The sequence below is a fragment of the Pseudomonas sp. GL-RE-26 genome, assembly GCF_019956275.1.
Classification (GTDB): Bacteria; Pseudomonadota; Gammaproteobacteria; order Pseudomonadales; family Pseudomonadaceae; genus Aquipseudomonas; species Aquipseudomonas grandcourensis.
This window is the reverse complement of sequence record NZ_JAHBDI010000025.1, coordinates 14,675-34,988: the sequence shown is the minus strand read 5'-3', so window position 1 is coordinate 34,988 and position 20,314 is coordinate 14,675. Positions and strand designations below refer to the sequence as shown.

At 49.6% G+C, this 20,314-nt stretch carries 19 protein-coding genes and 1 pseudogene; 19 read left to right on the top strand and 1 reads right to left on the bottom strand.

All coding sequences use genetic code 11. The features are described from left to right. Positions 1–45 precede the first annotated feature (45 nt). The 5 genes from rpsA (at position 46) to KGB07_RS17170 (ending at position 4,044) form a co-directional block, all read left to right on the top strand. Positions 46–1,737 carry a 30S ribosomal protein S1 gene (gene rpsA, locus KGB07_RS17190; RefSeq protein WP_007973639.1) on the top strand — a complete coding sequence of 564 codons (1,692 nt, stop codon included), beginning with the start codon at positions 46–48 and terminating at the stop codon, positions 1,735–1,737. Between the two features lie 214 nt (positions 1,738–1,951). Beyond that, positions 1,952–2,230, top strand: a complete 279-nt coding sequence (locus KGB07_RS17185; protein ID WP_046042605.1) for a hypothetical protein — start codon at positions 1,952–1,954, stop codon at positions 2,228–2,230. A 149-nt stretch (positions 2,231–2,379) separates the two neighbouring features. Beyond that, entirely contained in the window at positions 2,380–2,682 is a 303-nt protein-coding gene (gene ihfB / locus KGB07_RS17180; RefSeq protein ID WP_223466055.1) for an integration host factor subunit beta, read from the top strand. A 23-nt stretch (positions 2,683–2,705) separates the two neighbouring features. After that, entirely contained in the window at positions 2,706–2,930 is a 225-nt protein-coding gene (locus tag KGB07_RS17175) for a hypothetical protein (RefSeq protein ID WP_223466053.1), read from the top strand. Between the two features lie 55 nt (positions 2,931–2,985). Next, positions 2,986–4,044: an LPS O-antigen chain length determinant protein WzzB gene (locus KGB07_RS17170; RefSeq protein WP_223466052.1), complete on the top strand. Its 1,059-nt coding sequence runs from the start codon at positions 2,986–2,988 to the stop codon at positions 4,042–4,044. Positions 4,045–4,147: 103 nt separating this feature from the next. Here the strand turns inward: KGB07_RS17170 and KGB07_RS17165 are convergent, their stop codons facing one another. Beyond that, the gene (locus tag KGB07_RS17165; RefSeq protein ID WP_223466051.1) at positions 4,148–4,303 is read right to left on the bottom strand and encodes a hypothetical protein; all 156 of its coding nucleotides are present in this window, start codon (positions 4,301–4,303) and stop codon (positions 4,148–4,150) included. 665 nt (positions 4,304–4,968) lie between these two features. Here KGB07_RS17165 and KGB07_RS17160 point away from each other — a divergent pair. The 14 genes and pseudogenes from KGB07_RS17160 to KGB07_RS17095 all read left to right on the top strand — a co-directional run bounded on the left by KGB07_RS17160 (position 4,969) and on the right by KGB07_RS17095 (position 20,214). Beyond that, entirely contained in the window at positions 4,969–6,222 is a 1,254-nt protein-coding gene (locus KGB07_RS17160) for an O-antigen translocase (RefSeq protein WP_223466049.1), read from the top strand. Further along, positions 6,219–7,424 carry a glycosyltransferase family 4 protein gene (locus KGB07_RS17155; RefSeq protein ID WP_223466048.1) on the top strand — a complete coding sequence of 402 codons (1,206 nt, stop codon included), beginning with the start codon at positions 6,219–6,221 and terminating at the stop codon, positions 7,422–7,424. Before KGB07_RS17160 ends, KGB07_RS17155 begins: the two co-directional genes overlap by 4 nt. 24 nt (positions 7,425–7,448) lie before the next feature. Beyond that, positions 7,449–7,853, top strand: coding sequence for a hypothetical protein (locus KGB07_RS17150; protein WP_223466046.1), 405 nt, complete (start codon positions 7,449–7,451; stop codon positions 7,851–7,853). A 7-nt stretch (positions 7,854–7,860) separates the two neighbouring features. Further along, on the top strand, positions 7,861–8,895 hold the full coding sequence (locus tag KGB07_RS17145) for a polysaccharide biosynthesis protein (RefSeq protein ID WP_223466045.1): 1,035 nt from the start codon (positions 7,861–7,863) through the stop codon (positions 8,893–8,895). Between the two features lie 4 nt (positions 8,896–8,899). Next, positions 8,900–10,018, top strand: coding sequence for a UDP-2-acetamido-2,6-beta-L-arabino-hexul-4-ose reductase (wbjC, locus tag KGB07_RS17140; RefSeq protein ID WP_223466044.1), 1,119 nt, complete (start codon positions 8,900–8,902; stop codon positions 10,016–10,018). Between the two features lie 224 nt (positions 10,019–10,242). Then, positions 10,243–11,406 carry an EpsG family protein gene (locus tag KGB07_RS17135; protein ID WP_223466043.1) on the top strand — a complete coding sequence of 388 codons (1,164 nt, stop codon included), beginning with the start codon at positions 10,243–10,245 and terminating at the stop codon, positions 11,404–11,406. A gap of 312 nt (positions 11,407–11,718) precedes the next feature. After that, the gene (wecB, locus tag KGB07_RS17130; RefSeq protein ID WP_150726251.1) at positions 11,719–12,849 is read left to right on the top strand and encodes a non-hydrolyzing UDP-N-acetylglucosamine 2-epimerase; all 1,131 of its coding nucleotides are present in this window, start codon (positions 11,719–11,721) and stop codon (positions 12,847–12,849) included. Positions 12,850–12,854: 5 nt separating this feature from the next. Continuing rightward, positions 12,855–14,075: a glycosyltransferase family 4 protein gene (locus KGB07_RS17125; protein ID WP_223466042.1), complete on the top strand. Its 1,221-nt coding sequence runs from the start codon at positions 12,855–12,857 to the stop codon at positions 14,073–14,075. A 47-nt stretch (positions 14,076–14,122) separates the two neighbouring features. Continuing rightward, on the top strand, positions 14,123–14,719 hold the full coding sequence (locus tag KGB07_RS17120; protein ID WP_223466041.1) for a sugar transferase: 597 nt from the start codon (positions 14,123–14,125) through the stop codon (positions 14,717–14,719). Beyond that, a complete protein-coding gene (locus KGB07_RS17115) occupies positions 14,716–15,342 on the top strand; it encodes an acetyltransferase (protein WP_223466040.1) in 627 nt (208 codons plus the stop codon). The genes KGB07_RS17120 and KGB07_RS17115 overlap by 4 nt, the downstream gene beginning before the upstream one ends. Before the next feature lie 86 nt (positions 15,343–15,428). Then, positions 15,429–16,608: pseudogene (locus KGB07_RS17110) on the top strand (DegT/DnrJ/EryC1/StrS family aminotransferase). 313 nt (positions 16,609–16,921) lie between these two features. Next, positions 16,922–18,916: a nucleoside-diphosphate sugar epimerase/dehydratase gene (locus KGB07_RS17105; RefSeq protein ID WP_263290450.1), complete on the top strand. Its 1,995-nt coding sequence runs from the start codon at positions 16,922–16,924 to the stop codon at positions 18,914–18,916. Between the two features lie 201 nt (positions 18,917–19,117). Further along, positions 19,118–19,783, top strand: coding sequence for an acetyltransferase (locus KGB07_RS17100; protein ID WP_223466038.1), 666 nt, complete (start codon positions 19,118–19,120; stop codon positions 19,781–19,783). Further along, positions 19,783–20,214 (top strand): MaoC family dehydratase, encoded by a 432-nt coding sequence (locus KGB07_RS17095; protein WP_223466037.1) that lies wholly within the window; start codon positions 19,783–19,785, stop codon positions 20,212–20,214. The genes KGB07_RS17100 and KGB07_RS17095 overlap by 1 nt, the downstream gene beginning before the upstream one ends. The last annotated feature ends 100 nt before the right edge of the window (positions 20,215–20,314 follow it).

Genomic DNA, 20,314 nt, shown 5'->3' with positions numbered 1-20,314 from the left:
GTGTGGAGATGGGCGTATTCTTCGCCCTCATCAACAGGAATTAAAATGAGCGAAAGCTTTGCGGAACTCTTTGAAGAAAGCCTAAAAACCCTGAACCTTCAGGCAGGCTCCATCATCACCGGTGTTATCGTTGATATCGATTACCAGGCTCGCTGGGTAACCGTTCACGCTGGCCTGAAGTCTGAAGCACTCATCCCGCTTGAGCAGTTCTACAACGACGCTGGCGAACTGAACATCAACGTCGGTGACGAAGTTCACGTTGCTCTGGACTCGGTTGAAGACGGCTTTGGTGAAACCAAGCTGTCCCGTGAAAAAGCCAAGCGCGCTGAATGCTGGATTGTTCTGGAAGCAGCCTTCGCAGCCGAAGAAGTGGTCAAGGGCGTTATCAACGGTAAGGTTAAAGGCGGCTTCACTGTCGACGTTAACGGCATCCGTGCGTTCCTGCCAGGTTCTCTGGTTGACGTCCGTCCAGTGCGCGACACCACGCACCTGGAAGGCAAAGAGCTGGAATTCAAGGTCATCAAGCTGGACCAGAAGCGCAACAACGTTGTCGTTTCCCGTCGCAGCGTCCTGGAAGCCGAGAACTCCGCCGAGCGCGAAGCTCTGCTGGAATCCCTGCAGGAAGGCCAACAAGTCAAAGGTATCGTCAAGAACCTCACCGATTACGGCGCATTCGTCGATCTGGGTGGCGTCGATGGCCTGCTGCACATTACCGACATGGCTTGGAAGCGTATCAAGCATCCTTCCGAAATCGTCAACGTTGGCGACGAGATCGATGTCAAGGTTCTGAAGTACGATCGCGAGCGCAATCGTGTTTCCCTGGGCCTGAAGCAGCTGGGCGAAGATCCATGGGTTGCTATCAAAGCCCGTTACCCAGAAAGCACTCGCGTTACCGCGCGTGTAACCAACCTGACCGACTACGGCTGCTTCGCTGAGCTGGAAGAAGGCGTTGAAGGTCTGGTACACGTTTCCGAAATGGACTGGACCAACAAGAACATCCACCCTTCGAAAGTCGTACAAGTCGGCGACGAAGTGGAAGTTATGGTTCTGGACATCGACGAAGAGCGTCGTCGTATCTCCCTGGGCATCAAGCAGTGCAAATCTAACCCATGGGAAGATTTCTCTGGCCAGTTCAACAAGGGCGATAAAATCTCCGGCACCATCAAGTCGATCACCGATTTCGGTATCTTCATTGGTCTGGACGGCGGTATCGACGGTCTGGTTCACCTGTCCGACATCTCCTGGAACGAAGTGGGCGAAGAAGCCGTTCGCCGCTTCAAGAAGGGCGACGAGCTGGACACCGTTATCCTGTCGGTTGACCCAGAGCGCGAGCGCATCTCCCTGGGTATCAAGCAACTGGAAAGCGATCCGTTCTCCGAGTACGTTCAAGAGAACGACAAAGGCGCCATCGTTAAAGGCATCGTGAAGGAAGTTGACGCTAAAGGCGCCATCATCACTCTGGCCGACGATATCGAAGCGACTCTGAAAGCCTCCGAAATCAGCCGTGACCGCGTTGAAGACGCGCGCAACGTTCTGAAAGAAGGCGAAGAAGTAGAAGCCAAGATCATCAGCGTTGACCGCAAGAGCCGTGTAATTCAGCTCTCGATCAAGTCGAAAGACGTTGAAGACGAGAAAGAAGCAATCCAGAGCCTGCGCGACAAGCCAGTAGCTACTGATGCTCCTGTGGCCACCACCCTGGGTGACCTGCTGCGTGCACAAATGGAAAAGCAGAACTAAGTTCTGATTTTCTGTAAAAAAGGGCGACTTCGGTCGCCCTTTTTTGTGCCTGTAATTTAGTGAATGAATTTTGGCCAGCTTGATTTGCTCGGACCGTGAACCAAAAATGCCCAAAAAATGTCTGATTGTTTAGTCAGATCAAACGGTTATTTGCAGCTAGTCTTTAGTCTGAGACTGATGATCGCCTGGTAGGCTTTCTGGCAAAAGGACGTGAATGAACAAGCTCATTGTCGCAGTAGTAGTGCTGGTGCTAGCGGGTTGTACCACTAACGCCAAAACTCACGTAGTGCGTGGGGTTGGCGGCATTGAGGTCGATTGTTCGGGGCTCGGTTCGAAATGGGACATGTGTTACAAGCGCGCGACCAAGGAATGCAAGGGGGCGGGCTACCAGGTTGTTGCAAGGTCTGATGATCTCAAGGAAGAGGAGGAGGGGCTGTTTGGGTTCAACCCGGCAGGTTTCCTGACGCGCACTATGTTGGTGATTTGCCGATAACAGGGTGATCGCCCAGAGTCTACCCGTTCCAGGAATCAAGCATTTTGAGGCGCTGGGATAGATGGTAAAACTCAGACTGTTCAAAATCGTGCAGGCGTGCTAAAACCTTTGAGGCGCTGACCTAGCTGCTTGAAAAAGAAGGGAAAAATATGACGAAGTCGGAGTTGATCGAACGAATTGTCACCCATCAAGGGCTGCTCTCATCCAAGGATGTGGAGCTGGCCATCAAGACCATGCTTGAGCAAATGTCCCAATGTCTGGCTACCGGAGATCGTATCGAGATCCGGGGGTTTGGCAGCTTCTCTCTGCACTATCGCGCGCCGCGGGTCGGCCGTAATCCGAAAACCGGCCAGTCTGTCAGTCTCGACGGCAAGTTCGTTCCGCATTTCAAGCCAGGGAAAGAGCTTAGGGATCGGGTGAATGAGGAAGAGGATGATGCTGGTGAATTTTAATGCGTTCTCCGGGGTAGGTTCTAATGAATAGTTTCAGAAAGGCTGTTCTGTGGCTGTGTTTGCTAATGCTTTTTGCTGCTATTCTGGTTTTTATGCTTGAAAATCAGCAGCTTACCTCTATTTCTTTTTTGGGGATGACAACGCAGCCACTCCCGGTTTCTATTTTCGTAGCGACATTTATGCTCGGTGGTATTTTGCTTGGCCCGCTTCTGGCGATGGCTTTTAAGCAAAGGCGAAACCGTACCTGATTGGGCTGAAGATTTACTGGGCTGAGTTATCAGCCTTTAGTGGAAGTCAAGAATATTGAATAGTAAAGAATCCAATGGCCTGGGCGAGATTGATATCTCCGATATTTTTCGCGTGCTATGGAAAACAAAATGGACGATTTTCGCCACTGCAAGCATAGTAACCTTGATTGCAGTAGCCTACGTTTTTTTTGCCCGCCCGGTTTATGAGGCAAGTGCATTTGCTATGCCTCCTACTTACAATGATATTGCGAATCTAAATTACGGCAGAAGCAGCGAAACAGAGCTGGTTCCTATTACAGTTAAAGATGTTTACTCGATTTTTTTGCAGAGTTTGAGAGGCGAGACTCTCCGTCAAACATTCATTGCTGAAGTAATGGCGCCCGGATCAAGTAAAGACGAGGGCAAGGCTGGTAGTGATCTTCTGTATTCCGAGCTTTCCAAGCGCTTGGTTGTGTCTCAGCCAACAAGAGATCTTCCAGATGAGTATGTGGTTACTATTCAAAGTAGTAACCCTGAGCAAGCTGCGCAATGGGCGCAAGAATATATTCATCGAGCAGGTAAGTTGGCGGAGAAGGAAATAATAAAAAACGTTTTATATGAGGCGGATGTCAAGGTTCGTAGCCTTGATCGACAAATTGCCGATTTGCGTGAAAATGCTCAAAAAGTCCGAGAGGATACCATCACTAAACTGCGTGAAGCTCTTCGGGTTGCGAACGCCATTGGATTGGAGAAGCCTCCTATTATTACTGGCAATCCCGCGGTTCAAATCGCTGGCAGCGTCGATGGGCAGCTCATTTACATGCGTGGCACTAAAGCGCTGGAGGCGGAGATTGAAAACCTGGAGGCGCGAGGTGCGAATGACCCTTTCATTGGGCGTTTGCGGGATCTTGAGTCAAAGCGGGCGTTTTACAAGTCGATTTCTTCAAATCTTCAGGATGTTGTCGTCTATCGCTTGGATGGAGATGCCAAGCCACCGCTCAATCCTATAAAACCTAAAAAGTCTTTAATAATTATGCTCAGTTTTCTCTTTGGCGTGTTGTTGGGGGTGGGCTTTGCCTTGGTGCGCTATTTCCTTCCTTCGAATTCATCCAAGAAGTCGGTTTTTTCTCAGTAAGATGTGGTAATCCTTGCCATATCAATGACTGGCGGATTGATCAAATTTTGGCGCGTATCATGATACGGTTGCTTCTCAATGGGGGGGGGCACACTCGAGGTGATTAGGGCAATGCATATTCTTCAGTTTTTTTGTTGATGCCCTGCACTTTTGACTCTTTTTCTGCCCCTGCCCCATTCGTAACATCTATCAAGCTGTTTAGTTGAAGAAGTTGCTGGCTATTTGTCGGCATTCTGAAGATTCGGCCTTGATTTTTCATTCTGGGAACTCCCATTTAAACCTACACCTTTGCCATGCGCCCGTTCGTCTGGAGACCAGAGTCTATGCATTTTGCTCGGTCTTGCGTTGCTTGAGGGGGCCACCGATAAATTCCGACGGATATGGGTCGACAGGAGTGAATTTGTGCTTGATGGTGAGATTGTCGAATTGTGTGGCAGCGATGCTACGTGCGCACAGGTATAATCAATTTTTTGTAGCTGTACGGACGCAGTCCGATGGGGGCTTTGAATGGCCTGGTCGGCGGGTTTCGGCATTGGTTTGGAGCCCGATTACTGAGAGCTATTTGTCATTTCAAGGTGTACGCCCGGTGTGTATCGGCAGCGTGACTTGAGCAAAGCGTACTGACTGATGAGTAAGGGTTGACTCTGGAGTGGTAAGTGTGTTGAATTTGCGCATTTTTCTCAGTCTTACGTTGCTGTGTGGCCAGCATTTCTCGTCTGGTAGCACGTAAGGGTGTGTTTGATGGTGGCACTGATGGTTGCTTGGATAAAGGAATTCAGGGGGCGTACCTTTTGTTGCTCCATTCGTATTTGGACGAGTGCTTAAGTGGTGGATTACCCGGCAGTGGGTGCCACTGCTTGGACGTGGCTTTCCTGGCGTGACTCCTGGCTGCAAGTAAAAGGGCACTGCGATGAGGTTTGAAGTTTGGCAAGGTTGAAAGCTGGTATCCATTTCGCTTCCTCAATACTAGTGAAGGCTGTAGCAGGGCTCATAGTAATAAAACTACTGGCTTGGAAGTTGGGGCCGGATGGTTTTGGATTGCTTGGTCAGCTCATGACGCTGGTTGCTATTACGGGCATGTTTGCCGGCGGCGGAATAACCAATGGTTTGATCAAGGTCCTGGCGGAGTCACCTGTTGCATCGAAGGAAGGGAAGGCTTGGTTTGCTACGGCATTTACACTAACGACCGTTATCTCTGCAATTGTTGCACTGTTTTTGATGATTTTCTCCACCGCACTTTCAAGTCGTTTGATGCAGGGAGGGTTTACCGCTCTTTTCGTAGGCCTTGGATTGGTTCAAGTGATTGTGGGTTACGGAAGTTTGGTTCAGGCAGAGGCAAGCAGCCGTGGTGAGAGCAGTTTCTACGCGAAGGTCAATATATTAGGAACAGTACTTGGTACGCTTGTGTTGGCCCTTGCAGTCAACTCGTTTGGTTTTGACGGTGCTGCGTACTCGGTAATGCTAATGCCGGCGTTAACCGCAATTGTCACATTGTTGTTTATGGCTTCAGGCCGGAGAGAGCTTTTCCATTTTTCGAGATTCTTGGTCGATAGGGTTAGAATGCGTCACCTGTTGTCTTTTTCAGTTTTGGCCTTGGTAGGTTCTACATCCGTTCCAGTTGCGCAAATTTTGATGCGTGATGGTATGGCGCAGAGGTTTGGCTGGGAGCAGGTGGGGCTATGGCAGGGCGTGATTAAGCTGTCTGATGTCTATATGCAGTTCGTGGGTGTTGTTTTGATGAATTATGTGTTGCCTCGGTATGCATCAGCAGCCAATCTTAACTTGGTTATTAAAGAGTTTAAAGTCAGTCTGTTGTGGTTGTTGTCAGCTCTCTTGTTAGGTTTTATCGTTCTTTATAGTCTGAAAAATATTATTGTCAAGTTGGTTTTTTCAGACGAGTTTCTTCCGATGACTGACTATTTTTTACCTCAGATGGTTGGAGATATTTTTCGAACGATCGCGTCTGCAATATCTTTGATATTCATGGCTAGAGGTGCTGTGCGAGTGTCGATAATATTCGAATTTGCACAAGGTATATTTATTTTTAGCGTGTTTCTCATGCTGCTGAGTACTTTTGGGTCTATGGCTCCAGTGTATGCGCACGTGATTACTTACGGGTTGCTTTCCATGTTCATGGCCGCAGGGCTGGGATTTTGGTTTAAGAGAGGGAAGTCATGAAGATTCTTATGCTGTGTACCAAGTTTTCATTGTCTGAAAATGATCCTTGGCTTACAAATGAATTGGCCGATTCTTTCCAGGAATTGGGGCATGAGGTGACCGTGCTATGTCTCGACTGGTCGGCAAAACCCGGCAGCACCCGTTCGAATCTAAAGCTGCGAAACGGGGTCGAAGTGATTTCGATTCCTCCTTTGTTGGTGAGTTCCCCATTTGAGTTCGTTACTCGTATCCTAAAGTGGAGCCTCTCGTCATTTTCTGCATATTCGATTTCGCGAAAGCTGGTCAAACAGCGAAAATTTGATGCGGTGATTGGGTTTTCACCTGCCATTACTATGGCTTTGCCAATTATGTTGTTGGCCCGAAACAAAAAGCTTACGTCGCTATTGATTCAGTGGGATTTCTTTCCGCATCATCATCGACAAATCGGTTTATTTTCGTCTGGTGTTTCTTTCTTTGTAGCAAGAAAGGTTGAAGAGACGCTGATACGCAAATTCGATGTGATTGCGTGTATGTCGCCTGCGAACGAAACTTACCTTCGTACTCATTACCCTATTCGCGATGAGCAAAAAATTTGCATCACCCCGGTGTGGGGGAAAGAAACTACATTGCCTGGGGTGGATCGTACCGATATTCGCCAAAAGTATTCTTTGCCGCAGGATAGGCCGCTTGTTGTTTTTGGTGGCCAACTCGTTCACGGTCGAGGTCTTGAAGACCTGATAGGGGCCGCTAAGCTTTCGCAGCAGCGTGGTTCTCCCGTAACGTTCCTCGTGATCGGGAGTGGTTCCCTTGAGTCACTTGTGGAAGCAAGTATCGAGCAATGCTGTGGAAATCTTATCTGGATTCCACGTATACCTCGAGACGAGTATGTGGGGTTGATAAAATCCTGTGATCTCGCTCTTGTATGTACGGTCAGGGATGTTGATGTCCCAAGCTTTCCATCTAAAACGATAGATTATTTGAGAGTGGGTTTGCCTATTATCGCGTCGGTAGAGTCCTCTACGGATTATGGGGACTATATAGCCTCATTAGGCGTAGGCATCAGTGTTGAAGCTGGAGAACCTGATAAGTTGCTCGAATCTATCGAGGCGTTGCTGCGCGATACTGATAAGATGAGGGTAATGAGTGAGTTGGGGCCAGTGCGTTTTAAAGAAGTGTTTGAAGTGAAGCACATTACGTCCCAACTTCTTGATTTGGTCGTATAGCTCTGTGTTTGTGGAGTGTGATTTATGTCCAATGAATTAGGTGAGGTTTTTCTGCCTCCTCTGATGTTGGGCATGGCCTGTGCTTTGCTGGTGACTGTAGAAAGTCACGATGGCTCGCAGTGGGTGACTATCTTTCCGGGGCTATCTAGCGATCTAGGTTCTCTGGGAATTACCCTGCCAATAGTCGTGATGGGCTCTTTCTGGCGTGGCGCCTGGAAAAATGCAGTACTGTGGAAAATGGGTGCTAAAACCTTGGTGCTCCTGTGCCTGTTTGTGTATTTGTCGGTGTTAAATACACTAGCTAACAATCAATCGGCACACGTGTCAGATTCGTTTTTTTGCATTGTATTCCTGATGTTTGTTGTCATCAGTTTTAAAGGCAGAAAATATGAGTCTTCTTGTGGCTGTTTGAAACAAATAATGTTGTGAGGATATTATGTTTCAGAATAAGACGCTTTTGATCACCGGTGGTACCGGGTCCTTTGGTAATGCTGTCTTGAGGCGCTTTCTTGATACCGATATTGCCGAGATTCGCATATTTAGTCGGGATGAAAAAAAGCAGGATGACATGCGTAAGCATTACGCGAGCTCCAAGCTGAAGTTCTATATTGGTGATGTTCGTGATTACCAGAGCGTCCTGAATGCCACCCGTGGCGTCGATTACATTTTCCACGCGGCGGCGCTCAAGCAGGTTCCATCCTGCGAGTTCCACCCTATGGAGGCTGTGAAGACCAATGTCCTGGGTACGGAGAACGTACTTGAAGCGGCTATTCAAAATGGTGTCAAGCGCGTTGTTTGCTTGAGTACTGACAAGGCCGTTTATCCCATCAATGCAATGGGAATCTCCAAGGCGATGATGGAGAAGGTGATGGTGGCCAAGTCGCGTAGTGCTGATGATGAGAAGACTGTCATTTGCGGAACGCGCTACGGCAACGTCATGGCTTCGCGAGGTTCGGTTATTCCGCTGTTCATTCAGCAGATTCGCGACGGCAAGCCCTTGACCCTGACCGACCCTAGCATGACTCGCTTTATGATGACTCTGGCGGATGCGGTGGATTTGGTGTTGTACGCTTTTGAGCACGGCAACAATGGCGACCTGTTTGTGCAGAAAGCGCCAGCAGCTACAGTAGAAACTCTTGCCAATGCGCTGACTCAAATGCTCAAACTGCCGGAGCACCCGATTCAAGTGATCGGTACTCGCCATGGTGAAAAGCTGTATGAAGCGCTGTTGAGTCGTGAAGAAATGGCCTGCGCGGAAGATCGTGGTGATTACTTCCGAGTGCCGCCTGATCTACGCGATTTGAACTACGCAAAATTTGTGGAGCAAGGGGAGGAAAAGATTTCTCGCACTGAAGATTATAACTCCCATAATACCGAGAGACTGGATATCGAAGGTATGAAGAACCTGCTGTTGAAGCTGGACTTTATGCGCGCTATTCAGCGTGGTGAACACGCGACGCCGGAGGAGTGAAACCATGAAAGTGCTGGTCACCGGTTCCAATGGTTTTGTGGGCAAGAACTTGATAGCGCATCTGAACGAGCGCGCTGATATTGAAGTCGTCCGGTTCACTCGGGACGATAGTATCAATCAGTTATTGGCACTAATAAGCAGTGTGGATTTTGTATTTCACTTGGCAGGAGTGAATCGACCACAAGATCCGGAAGAGTTCAAGGCTGGTAATACGGACTTGACGCAAGCTCTTTGTGAAGCGGTATCAGCATGCGGTAAACCGGTGCCAGTACTTTATACTTCGTCCATTCAGGCTGAGCAGGATAATCCGTACGGCCATAGCAAGCTTGGTGCTGAAGAGGCATTGACAGCGCTCGCGGAAAAGTCTGGTTCACCCGTTTACTTGTTCAGGCTTCCAAATGTCTTTGGCAAGTGGGCTCGGCCGAATTACAACTCAGCAGTTGCAACGTTTTGCCATAATATTGTGCGTGGACTGCCGGTTACTATCAATGATCCACACGCAAATATTAATCTTGTCTATATCGATGATGTTATCAGGCACTTCATTTCAGCGATGGATGGAAGGTTGTCACATGATGGATTCGTAGACGTCCAGCCTCAATACAGTATCAGTGTTGGAGCTCTGGCAAAGCAGTTGGAGGCGTTTCGCGAAAGTCGTGACACCTTGATCACAGAGCCGGTAGGTACCGGCTTGGTGCGTGCTCTTTACTCCACCTATGTCAGCTATTTACCTCCCGAGAGTTTCACATACCAGGTTCCAAAGTACGGTGATCCTAGAGGGGTATTTGTCGAGATGCTGAAAACCGGAGACAGTGGTCAATTTTCATACTTCACTGCTCATCCGGGTGTTACACGTGGTGGTCACTACCACCATTCGAAAACTGAAAAGTTTTTGGTAATAAAAGGTAGGGCTTGTTTTCGCTTTAGGCATATCGTATCTGACGAGTTTTATGAGTTGTACACCACCGGTGATCAACCGGAAATCGTTGAGACGGTTCCAGGTTGGACTCATGACATCACCAATGCCGGGGATGAGGAGATGATTGTGATGCTTTGGGCGAACGAAATTTTTGATCGCGAGCTACCGGACACGTACGCACGTCCGGTCGGCAGCGAGGCTTAGGTTGGAAATGCTCTCTGCTTTGATCGCCTGAGCGAGCAGGGCAGGGAGTCATTTTTCGCGTGACGCATGATGCATGCTGGCGTATGTTCGTTCAGGCGATGCGGGCTATTAAGATAGCAGGTCTAATTAGATCACGGTAAGATGGATGTAACGGTTAATAAATTTTAAATGTTCGGATCGTTAGTCGCCGTCTTTGGTCTGCAGGTGTTAAGGAAAGGATTGTCATGTTTTTTTATCTTGGTATTGGTGTCTTGCTTTGGGTCATAACAATTCCAGGACTGTTCATTAAGACGAAGACTGGCATAAGCTTTTTCGTGGCATTACTCGCTTTTTGGTTAATTTGCGCATTTAGATTCGAAACAGGCTTCGATTGGGTGGTTTACGAGCAATATTATAATGCCGTAAAAAACTCCGGATTTATGGATTTTCCGCAAGATGTGGTCTCAATGGAGCCACTTTTCTATTTGTTGAATTACCTTGTTTCTCGGGTTGGTAACTTTCAGTTTTTTCTGTTTTTAGTTGGTACTTTCAATACATATTGTGCGTGCAGGTTTTTTTATCGCTTTGATTCGCGTGTTTCACTTGGTTTGGCTTTTGTTTTTTGTTGGGTGTATATTCCATTGGAGATGGGGACGATACGTCAGTCTATTGCTGTTTCTATTATGCTTTTGTCAATGGAAAGCTTTGTTTTCGGACGGTCGAAGAAAGCCTTTTTTGGTTTTTTCATTGCTATGGGTTTTCAGTACTCGGCGCTTATGTATGCGCCCATATTCTTTCTTCGCGGAATTCGTTACCTGGTCACGCATGTATGGATCTATATCGCAGTCTGTTTGCTTTTTTATAGTGTTGGTATCGGTTCAGGCCAAATTGCTCTCGGCTTGGGGGCCGTCGCAAATATTCCGTTCGTTTCCGAGAAGCTCAGTGTCTATGCTGGTTTTGGTTTTTCCCAGCGCTCAATAGCGGGGGCCGGTTACTTGGTTTTGAATTGTATGTTGCTTGGGTTGGCCAAGCTGTATCTAAAAGAAATAACGCGTCGAGAGTTAGTGTTAATTGGTGCGCTAATATGTTTGATCGGCGCGCAATCATTTTTGTTTGATTTTGCTCTAATATGGAACCGCATTCAATATCTGGCTTGTTTTGCTCAGGCGGTAATCATATACGACATTCTCAGGCAGTTGCGGGAGCCTGGTCGCGCAATTGTAGCTGCAAGTGTCGCGGTTGTTAGTCTCGCTTCACTGTTGTTTTTTGTTTCTGCCGGTTCTGCGATGCCATTTACTCCCTATCAGTCATATATAAAATATGTGCTGACCAATGAAGAGGGTGATGGTCGACTGCGAACGCAACAGTATTACGAAGACTTCAACGCTGCGAATAAGGTAAGCGAGTGATGGTGCCAGGGGCGCTGTCTACTGACGACGTGCTGGTGTCGGGGTCGGGGCGCGATGCTAAAATGGTCGCCTTTGGATGGTGCGCCGACGATACTCAAAGAATTGGACTCAAATGTGTCATTATGCCAGCCCAGTGAGAGCGCGGTCCTCAGTCAGGCCTGGTCAGCAGCTGTGACAAAAGCAAAGGTTACACAGTGATGTGTGACGGGGTTGCCGACGAGTTAAGCGCTTTTATCGTGCTGGCTGATGATGAAAGCGCTGGCTAGTGTTAATTACTTATCTATCACTTTTTGAAATGTGACGTTTAAAATCATGAAAAAATTAAAAGTCGTAACCGTAGTGGGAACCCGTCCGGAGATCATTCGTCTGTCGCGCGTAATGGCTGCTCTGGATCAGTATTGTGATCACGTACTTGTCCATACCGGGCAGAATTACGATTACGAACTGAATGAAATTTTCTTTCAGGACTTAGGGATCCGCAAGCCTGATCATTTTCTGAACGCTGCGGGTGCCACTGGCGCCGAAACTATCGGTAACGTGATTATTAGTGTGGACCGCGTCCTGGCCGAGATTGAGCCAGAGGCTCTGTTGGTCTTGGGAGACACAAATAGCTGCATGGCAGTCATTCCTGCCAAGCGCCGCAAGATCCCGACCTTCCATATGGAAGCTGGTAATCGCTGTTTCGACATGCGTGTTCCCGAAGAAATCAATCGTCGTATTGTCGATCATACTGCGGATATCAATCTGACTTACAGTACGATCGCTCGTGATTACTTGCTGCGCGAAGGCCTTTCGCCTGACATGGTAATCAAGACCGGTAGCCCGATGTTTGAAGTGCTCAATTATTACCGTGAAGGCATCGAAGCGTCGGATGTCCTTGCTCGTCTCGGTTTGGAAAAGGGTAAGTTTTTCGTCGTTAGCGCACACCGCGAAGAGAATATCGATTCCGATAAAAACTTCGGTAAGCTAGTCGAAGTTCTGAATACGGTCGCCGAGCATTATGGCTATCCCGTTATTGTTTCAACCCACCCACGTACCCAGAAGCGGGTTGACGCCATGGGTGTGAAGTTCCATGAAAATGTTCGCTTGCTCAAACCATTGGGGTTCAAGGACTACAACAAGTTGCAGCTTGATTCCAAGGCAGTCCTTTCTGACAGCGGTACGATCAACGAAGAATCTTCCATTCTTAACTTCCCTGCGTTGAATATTCGGGAAGCTCATGAGCGTCCAGAGGGTATGGAAGAGGCCGCGGTAATGATGGTTGGTCTCGAGGTCGAGCGGGTGATGCAGGGCTTGCAAGTGCTGGAAGGTCAGGATCGTGACGAAGAGCGTACGCTGCGACTTGTAGCGGACTACAGCATGCCTAACGTGGCTGAGAAAGTGGTTCGAATCATTCATAGCTATCGTGATTATGTCATGCGGACCGTTTGGAGAAGGTACTAATACGAATGGCCATTCGTGTTTTACTGTTCACTCAGTGGTTTGATCCTGAGCCAACGTTCAAAGGACTGGTTTTTGCTCGTGAGTTAGTTGCACAGGGTTTTGAAGTCGAGGTTGTCACCGGGTTTCCAAACTATCCCGGTGGTAAATTGTATCCTGGCTATAGGATCAAACCCTTGCAGCGCGAAGTCATCGACGGCGTCCATGTGACACGTGTACCACTCTACCCAAGCCATGGGCAGAGTGGTGTCGGTCGACTTTTTAACTACATAAGCTTTGCAGCCAGTATTTTGCTCTATGGCCTTTTTCGAGCGAAAAAACCGGATGTCATTTATGCCTACCATCCTCCATTGACGGTAGGTATTGCGGCTGCGCTCGTTCGTTTTTTTCGGCGTGTGCCAGTGGTATACGATATTCAGGATATGTGGCCTGACACGCTCAAGGCCACAGGGATGTTTTCCAACGAAAAGCTCCTGAAAGTTGTCTCTCGCGTCTGCGATTGGGTATACGGTCACGTAGACCAGATTGTCGTATTGTCTCCTGGTTTCAAGCATCTATTGATCGAGCGGGGAGTGCCTTCGCAAAAAATCGATGTCATCTACAACTGGTGTGCCGAAGATATGGTTCGTTCCACTTCGAGTAATCCACCGGTCAATTTTCCAGTGACTTCGAAGTTTCGAATTCTGTTTGCTGGAAATATGGGCAAGGCGCAGTCGCTTGATGCGGTCATTGCAGCTGCGCAGTTGTTGCAGGAAAAAGCCAGTCAAGTAGCGTTTATCTTCCTGGGCGGCGGAGTTGAGGCATCCAGGCTGGAAGAACTTGCGAAAAGCAGACAGCTCGACAATGTATTCTTCCTACCTGCTGTTCCGATGCCTGAAGTGGGAGCTTATCTGTCCAGCGCCGATGCCTTGCTTGTACATTTGAAAAAGGATCCGTTGTTCACCATCACTATTCCTTCTAAAACACAGGCGTATATGGCGGCCGGTAAGCCGATCTTGATGGCGGTAGACGGTGATGCTGCTGATCTTGTGCGCGACGCCGGTTGTGGAGTTGTCAGCGAGTCAGACAATCCGCAGGCTCTTGCGGACGCGGTCCTGGCCTTGATAGATGTCTCGGTACAAGGGCATAAGGAAATGGCTGAAAACGGATTGGCGTTCTATCACAGAGAGCTGTCCTTGCATGTCGGTGTCAAGCGTTTTGGTGAGCACTTCAAGCGTTTGTCGAAATGAACTCCAACGCTTTTCCCCAACAATAATTTGTCTTTCAAGGACCTCCGATGTCAAAACGCTTCTTCGATATTGTGGCTTCCGTAGCCGGGTTGATTGTCTTGTCTCCCGTGATCGCTGTTGTCGCATACCTGATTCGCAAGCGATTGGGATCTCCGATTTTGTTTCGACAAGTCAGACCGGGTCTCGGTGGTAAACCCTTTGAGATGGTTAAGTTTCGCACTATGCGGGATGCGTTGGACGCCAACGGTAATCCGTTACCTGATTCTGAGCGAATGACAGATTTTGGCAGATTTCTTCGATCCAGCAGCTTGGATGAGTTGCCGGAGTTGTGGAACGTCATCAAGGGGGATATGAGTTTGGTAGGGCCTCGCCCGCTATTGATGGAGTATCTGCCTCTGTACGATGAAGTGCAGGTTCGCAGGCATGATGCGCGACCCGGGGTTACCGGGTGGGCACAGATAAATGGTCGCAATGCGTTGTCCTGGGAAGAAAAATTCAAACTTGATGTTTGGTATGTAGACAATCAGTCGCTGTGGCTCGACCTGAAAATTATTTTTCTCACCATCAAAAAAGTTTTGATCAGGGATGGGATCAGCGCTGAGGGTGAAGTAACAATGACCAAGTTCACCGGGTCAAAAAAATGAAGAGGCTTGCAATTTTTGGTGCAAGTGGACATGGAAAAGTTGTCGCTGACACGGCGGAGTGTTGTGGATGGCAAGTCATAGAGTTCTTTGATGACGCATGGCCACAAGTGTCTTCCATCGGGGTTTGGCCGGTCGTTGGAAACACCAGAGACTTGCTCGGCCGTGTAGGGGAGTTTGATGGAGTTCTGGTTGCTATTGGCAACAACAGTGTCCGTCGACGTAAAATGGACGAACTGAAAGCCTCAGGCGCACAACTTCCTGTTTTGATGCACCCTTCTTCGATCATAAGCCGATACGCTAAGATCGGGTCCGGAACCGTCGTGTTTGCATCTGCGGTAGTCAATGCTTATGCGATCGTTGGTGAAGGGGTAATTCTGAACACCGGCTGCAGCATTGATCACGACTGTATTCTTGGGGCGTGCGTGCATGTCAGTCCAGGTGCGCGGTTGGCTGGTGCGGTAACCGTCGGCGACGGAAGCTGGATTGGAGTCGGTGCCTGTGTCAGACAGGTGCTCAGCATAGGTTCTAACGTGGTGGTGGGGGCCGGAGCCGCGGTGATCTACGATATCTCTGATAACATGACGGTCGCAGGAGTGCCCGCTCGAGTGATTGCAAGATCCTGAGTGTTTAACCATCGGATACACGTGACTGATTAGCCGTCCTGGATTATCGATGGTTCTTTATTAATTATGTGTGGCAGGTAAAAACCGTGTTGAATACCCCATTTTCTCCTTGGCCTTCGTTCACTGAGGAAGAGGCCGATGCCGTTCGCGACGTAGTGCTTTCCAATAAGGTCAACTACTGGACCGGGCAGGAATGCCGCGAGTTTGAGAAAGAGTTCGCCACATGGGCAGGCACTGAATATGCCGTCGCCCTGGCGAACGGCACTGTAGCACTTGACCTTGCACTGGTTGCGCTGGGTATTGGGCGTGGAGACGAAGTCATCGTCACGCCTCGCACCTTCCTCGCCTCAGTTTCCAGCATTGTCAATGCCGGTGCGATTCCGGTCTTCGCCGAGGTCGACCGCGATACCCAGAACATTACCGCACAGACGATCCAGGCCGTCTTGACCCCTCGTACCCGGGGTATTATCTGTGTGCATTTGGCCGGCTGGCCGTGTGATATGGATCCGATCATGGAGTTGGCAGCACTTCATGATGTCAAGGTAATCGAAGATTGCGCCCAGGCACATGGTGCGAAGTATAAGGGACGCCCCGTAGGTTCCATTGGTCATATAGGCGCCTGGTCATTTTGCCAGGACAAAATCATGACCACTGGGGGGGGAGGGTGGGATGGTCACGACGAATGACCGCACCCTCTGGTTGAAAATGTGGGCATTCAAGGATCATGGCAAGAGCTGGGAAGCCATTTACGAAGGAGACCATCAACCAGGCTTCCGGTGGTTGCATGAGAGCTTTGGTACGAACTGGCGGATGCTGGAAGTGCAAGCGGTCATAGGCCGGATTCAGCTTCGTCGCATGGCGCAGTGGCGTGCTAGCCGAATCAATTATGCGGAACGTATTTGGTCGCAGGCTCGGGAGCTTAAAGGTTTGCGTGTTCCAGCGGTTTCCGAAAACTATGCTCACGCTGCCTATAAATGTTATGCGTTCGTAGAGCCACAGCAGTTGAGGGCTGACTGGAACCGAGACCGTATTCTGTCCGAGATTTCTGCTCTTGGCGTTCCATGTTTTTCGGGTTCTTGCTCTGAGGTATACCTCGAGAAAGCGTTCGACGATACGGGCTGGCGTCCAGAAGTACGACTAGCTATTGCGAAAGAGCTGGGTGAGACAAGCTTGATGTTCTTGGTACACCCTACGTTGACTGAAGCCGAAATCGAAAAGACCTGCGAGGTGATTCGCAGAGTTATGCAGCAAGCTGTGAAGCCTTAGACCTGTTTGGGGCCTCACAATTTCCTTTTGGTGCGAGTCGGTTCTTGCTGGTGGGGAAAAGGGATGGCGAAAAACCGCCTGATATTCGCAATATCTGATCCCCTTCTCCTCACAGTTTTCAGTTCTTGCCGGTAGTATCGGTCGAGGCCTGCATTCCTTGCACACGCCCCGTGATGGTGATTTAGCCTCCTTATGGCGCTACCGGTTTCAATGTTTTGAATCAGATAAGTTATTTCAACGTTACGAGAGCGTCGGAGACGTACACTCGTCAGCATGATCAATAGGTGAGCGGTTCGAGGTGTACGACGGGATTATGGGTAAATTGCGCAAACTGTTGCTTGAGCTGTCGCGCCGCCAAAAGCGGCTCATTCAGGTTATGGCTGACGTCGTTCTCGTGTGGGTAGCGTTGTGGTTGGCTTTTCTGGTTCGCCTCGGCATTGATGATATGGTCAATCCACTGAGCGTCCATTCCTGGCTTTTTTTGAGTGCCCCGGTCGTCGCAATCCCGTTGTTCATCCGATTTGGCATGTATCGCGCAGTCATGCGCTACTTCGGCAACGATGCGTTGATCGCGATCATCAAGGCGGTCAGCTTGTCGTCGCTGATTCTTGGCGTAGTTGTTTATTGGTACAGCAATCACCAAAACGTCGTTCCACGCTCAATCATTTTCAACTACTGGTGGTTGAGTCTGATCATGATCGGCGGGCTTCGCCTGGCCATGCGTCAGTACTTCTTGGGCGACTGGTTCAGTGCGGCTCAGCATGTCCCGTTTACCAATCGGGACGATGGCTTGCCGAAAGTTGCCATTTACGGTGCGGGCTCCGCCGGTAACCAGTTGGTCGCTGCCTTGCGGATGGGGCGCCTCATGCGCCCGGTGGCGTTTATCGATGATGATAGCGGGATTGCCGACAGGGTTATTTCTGGTTTGCAGGTCTATAAACCCAAGCATATCCAGCAGGTGATCGATAACACCGGGGCTCAGGAAGTCCTGCTGGCCATCCCTTCGTCAAACCGTGGGCGGCGGCGTGAAATTCTTGGTTATCTCGAAGGTTTCCCGCTTCACGTTCGAAGCGTTCCCGGTTTCATGGATCTGGCCAGCGGACGGGTAAAGGTCGACGACATCCAGGAAGTGGATATCGCTGACCTCTTGGGCCGGGATGCGGTTCCGGCCCAGGGCGACTTGCTTGAACATTGCATCAAGGGACAGTCTGTTCTTGTCACCGGGGCCGGTGGCTCCATCGGTTCAGAGTTATGCCGACAGATTCTTGCCCAGCATCCAACTACGCTGCTGTTGTTCGAGCACAGTGAATTCAATCTCTACAGCATCTTGTCCGAACTTGAACAGCGGATTGCTCGTGAGTCTTTGTCCGTCCGTCTATTGCCTATTCTCGGTTCCGTGCGCAATCCGGAGAAGTTGCTCGACGTGATGAAAACGTGGCGTGTAGACACTGTCTACCATGCCGCCGCGTATAAACACGTGCCGATGGTCGAGCACAACATTGCTGAAGGCGTGCTGAACAACGTGGTGGGTACGCTCAATACGGCGGAGGCGGCCTTGAAGGCAGGTGTTGCCAACTTCGTCCTGATCTCGACAGACAAGGCCGTGCGCCCGACCAATGTTATGGGCAGCACCAAGCGGCTGGCCGAGTTGACGCTGCAGGCGCTGAGTCGTGAGTTGGCGCCGGTGTTGTTCGGAGATACGAGCAACGTTTCGCGGGTAAACAAGACGCGCTTCACCATGGTACGTTTTGGTAACGTCCTGGGGTCTTCTGGTTCGGTCATTCCGTTGTTTCACAAACAGATCAAGTCGGGTGGGCCATTGACGGTTACCCATCCGAAGATCACTCGTTACTTCATGACCATCCCTGAAGCGGCGCAGCTGGTGATTCAGGCGGGCTCCATGGGGCAGGGCGGTGATGTTTTTGTCCTGGACATGGGCGAGCCCGTGAAAATCGTAGAGCTCGCCGAAAAAATGATCCATCTTTCGGGCTTGAGTGTGCGCTCGGAAAAGAACCTGCATGGCGACATCGCTATCGAGTTCTCCGGGCTGCGTCCGGGTGAGAAGCTTTACGAAGAGTTGCTGATCGGTGACAACGTGGCGGCCACTCAGCACCCGATGATCATGACGGCCAACGAGGATCACCTGTCCTGGGATTTGCTGAAGGGCAAGTTGACCGAGTTGCTCGCTGCGGTGGATCAGGACGACTATGCGCGCGTCCGCCAGCTGTTGCGCGACACGGTCAGCGGCTATACCCCAGACGGAGAGATTGTCGACTGGATCTACCAGCAGCGCCGCCTGGAGCCCTGATTGTTTCACATTCCGCAACAGACATATTTTTGACAGGTCCTACTGACGGAGGCGTTTCCCAAATGACAGAGAGTAACCATAACGCAAGCCCCCAGCTAAGCTAACCGTGTCGAGTTGGACAGCTATTGTGATTGGGTTCATGTACCCTTGCCCGATATCCGATATGGGGCCTTCAGCTATAACCGTTAAAAAGGAGAGGATATGAACATTTACGCAATCGTGGGGGCTGGAGGTTTTGGCCGCGAGGTGTTGCCGCTGGCGCGGGAACAGATCGGCATGATCGGCCATGACGAGTTTCGGATTGTGTTTGTCGATGATGGTTCGACAGAGTCCGAGGTTAACGGCGTAATGGTCATGACCTCCGAAGCATTTAAAGCGATTAAAAGTAGCGATAAGTTTTTCAACATCGCAATCGGTAACAGCAAGATTCGCGAGAATATTGCTGCAGATCTGGTTTCAGCTGGTGCGAAGCCATTCTCGATATCTTCGATGGGAAACAGTGTAATTCTAGATGCAAACACAATCGGCGAGGGCGCGATTTTTTGCCCGTTCACAACGGTCACTTCAAACGTGAAAATTGGAAAATTCTTCCATGCCAATATCTATTCCTATGCCGCTCATGATTGTGTGATCGGCGACTTCGTAACATTCGCCCCAGGCGTTAAGTGCAACGGAAATGTAACGATTGAAGACCACGCATATATTGGAACAGGTGCCATCATCAAACAAGGCACGCCCGATAGACCTATCGTGATTGGCGAAGGCGCCATTGTCGGCATGGGCGCGGTCGTGACAAAAAGCGTTCCAGCTGGAGCCGTGGTAGTTGGAAACCCGGCAAAGCCGCTTCGTAAGGGGCTCGGCAGCTAATGAAAGACTTCGCTATTGGCTCGGTACCTATCACTGAAATTGAAATTGGGATGAAGGCGAGTTACTCACAAACGATTACCGACTCGGACATCAAAGCCTTTGCAGGTCTAAGCGGGGACCACAATCCTGTGCACGTAGACAGTGAATACGCTGCCAAATCGAGATTTGGGAAACGCATTGCGCACGGTTTGATGTCTGCCGGTTTTTTTTCCGCAATTTTCGGGACTAGGATACCGGGACCAGGCTGTGTATATGTATCGCAAAACCTAAACTTCTTGCGGCCCGTTTACATTGACGACACCGTTACGGCAGAAGTTGAAGTGACTAAGGTTGACCAAGAAAAGCGTCGCATATCCTTCGATACAATTTGCAGAGTGAAAGGTAAAAAGGTAATTACCGGGTCAGCAGAGATATTTATTCCCGAAAAATAGAAATCACCCCGCAAAGCGGGGTGACCGCTTGCCTTAAATACTCTTAAATACGGTATTCGAATCTTCCGGATAAGGTTTAAGACGATCGCCTTAGCCCGTC

Bases quoted from the DNA above. Each gene is read 5' to 3' on its own strand.
- rpsA (WP_007973639.1), top strand. From the start codon at position 46: ATGAGCGAAAGCTTTGCGGAACTCTTTGAAGAAAGCCTAAAAACCCTG.
- KGB07_RS17185 (WP_046042605.1), top strand. From the start codon at position 1,952: ATGAACAAGCTCATTGTCGCAGTAGTAGTGCTGGTGCTAGCGGGTTGT.
- ihfB (WP_223466055.1), top strand. From the start codon at position 2,380: ATGACGAAGTCGGAGTTGATCGAACGAATTGTCACCCATCAAGGGCTG.
- KGB07_RS17175 (WP_223466053.1), top strand. From the start codon at position 2,706: ATGAATAGTTTCAGAAAGGCTGTTCTGTGGCTGTGTTTGCTAATGCTT.
- KGB07_RS17165 (WP_223466051.1), bottom strand. From the start codon at position 4,303: ATGAAAAATCAAGGCCGAATCTTCAGAATGCCGACAAATAGCCAGCAA.
- KGB07_RS17155 (WP_223466048.1), top strand. From the start codon at position 6,219: ATGAAGATTCTTATGCTGTGTACCAAGTTTTCATTGTCTGAAAATGAT.
- KGB07_RS17150 (WP_223466046.1), top strand. From the start codon at position 7,449: ATGTCCAATGAATTAGGTGAGGTTTTTCTGCCTCCTCTGATGTTGGGC.
- KGB07_RS17145 (WP_223466045.1), top strand. From the start codon at position 7,861: ATGTTTCAGAATAAGACGCTTTTGATCACCGGTGGTACCGGGTCCTTT.
- wbjC (WP_223466044.1), top strand. From the start codon at position 8,900: ATGAAAGTGCTGGTCACCGGTTCCAATGGTTTTGTGGGCAAGAACTTG.
- KGB07_RS17135 (WP_223466043.1), top strand. From the start codon at position 10,243: ATGTTTTTTTATCTTGGTATTGGTGTCTTGCTTTGGGTCATAACAATT.
- wecB (WP_150726251.1), top strand. From the start codon at position 11,719: ATGAAAAAATTAAAAGTCGTAACCGTAGTGGGAACCCGTCCGGAGATC.
- KGB07_RS17125 (WP_223466042.1), top strand. From the start codon at position 12,855: ATGGCCATTCGTGTTTTACTGTTCACTCAGTGGTTTGATCCTGAGCCA.
- KGB07_RS17120 (WP_223466041.1), top strand. From the start codon at position 14,123: ATGTCAAAACGCTTCTTCGATATTGTGGCTTCCGTAGCCGGGTTGATT.
- KGB07_RS17115 (WP_223466040.1), top strand. From the start codon at position 14,716: ATGAAGAGGCTTGCAATTTTTGGTGCAAGTGGACATGGAAAAGTTGTC.
- KGB07_RS17105 (WP_263290450.1), top strand. From the start codon at position 16,922: ATGGGTAAATTGCGCAAACTGTTGCTTGAGCTGTCGCGCCGCCAAAAG.
- KGB07_RS17100 (WP_223466038.1), top strand. From the start codon at position 19,118: ATGAACATTTACGCAATCGTGGGGGCTGGAGGTTTTGGCCGCGAGGTG.
- KGB07_RS17095 (WP_223466037.1), top strand. From the start codon at position 19,783: ATGAAAGACTTCGCTATTGGCTCGGTACCTATCACTGAAATTGAAATT.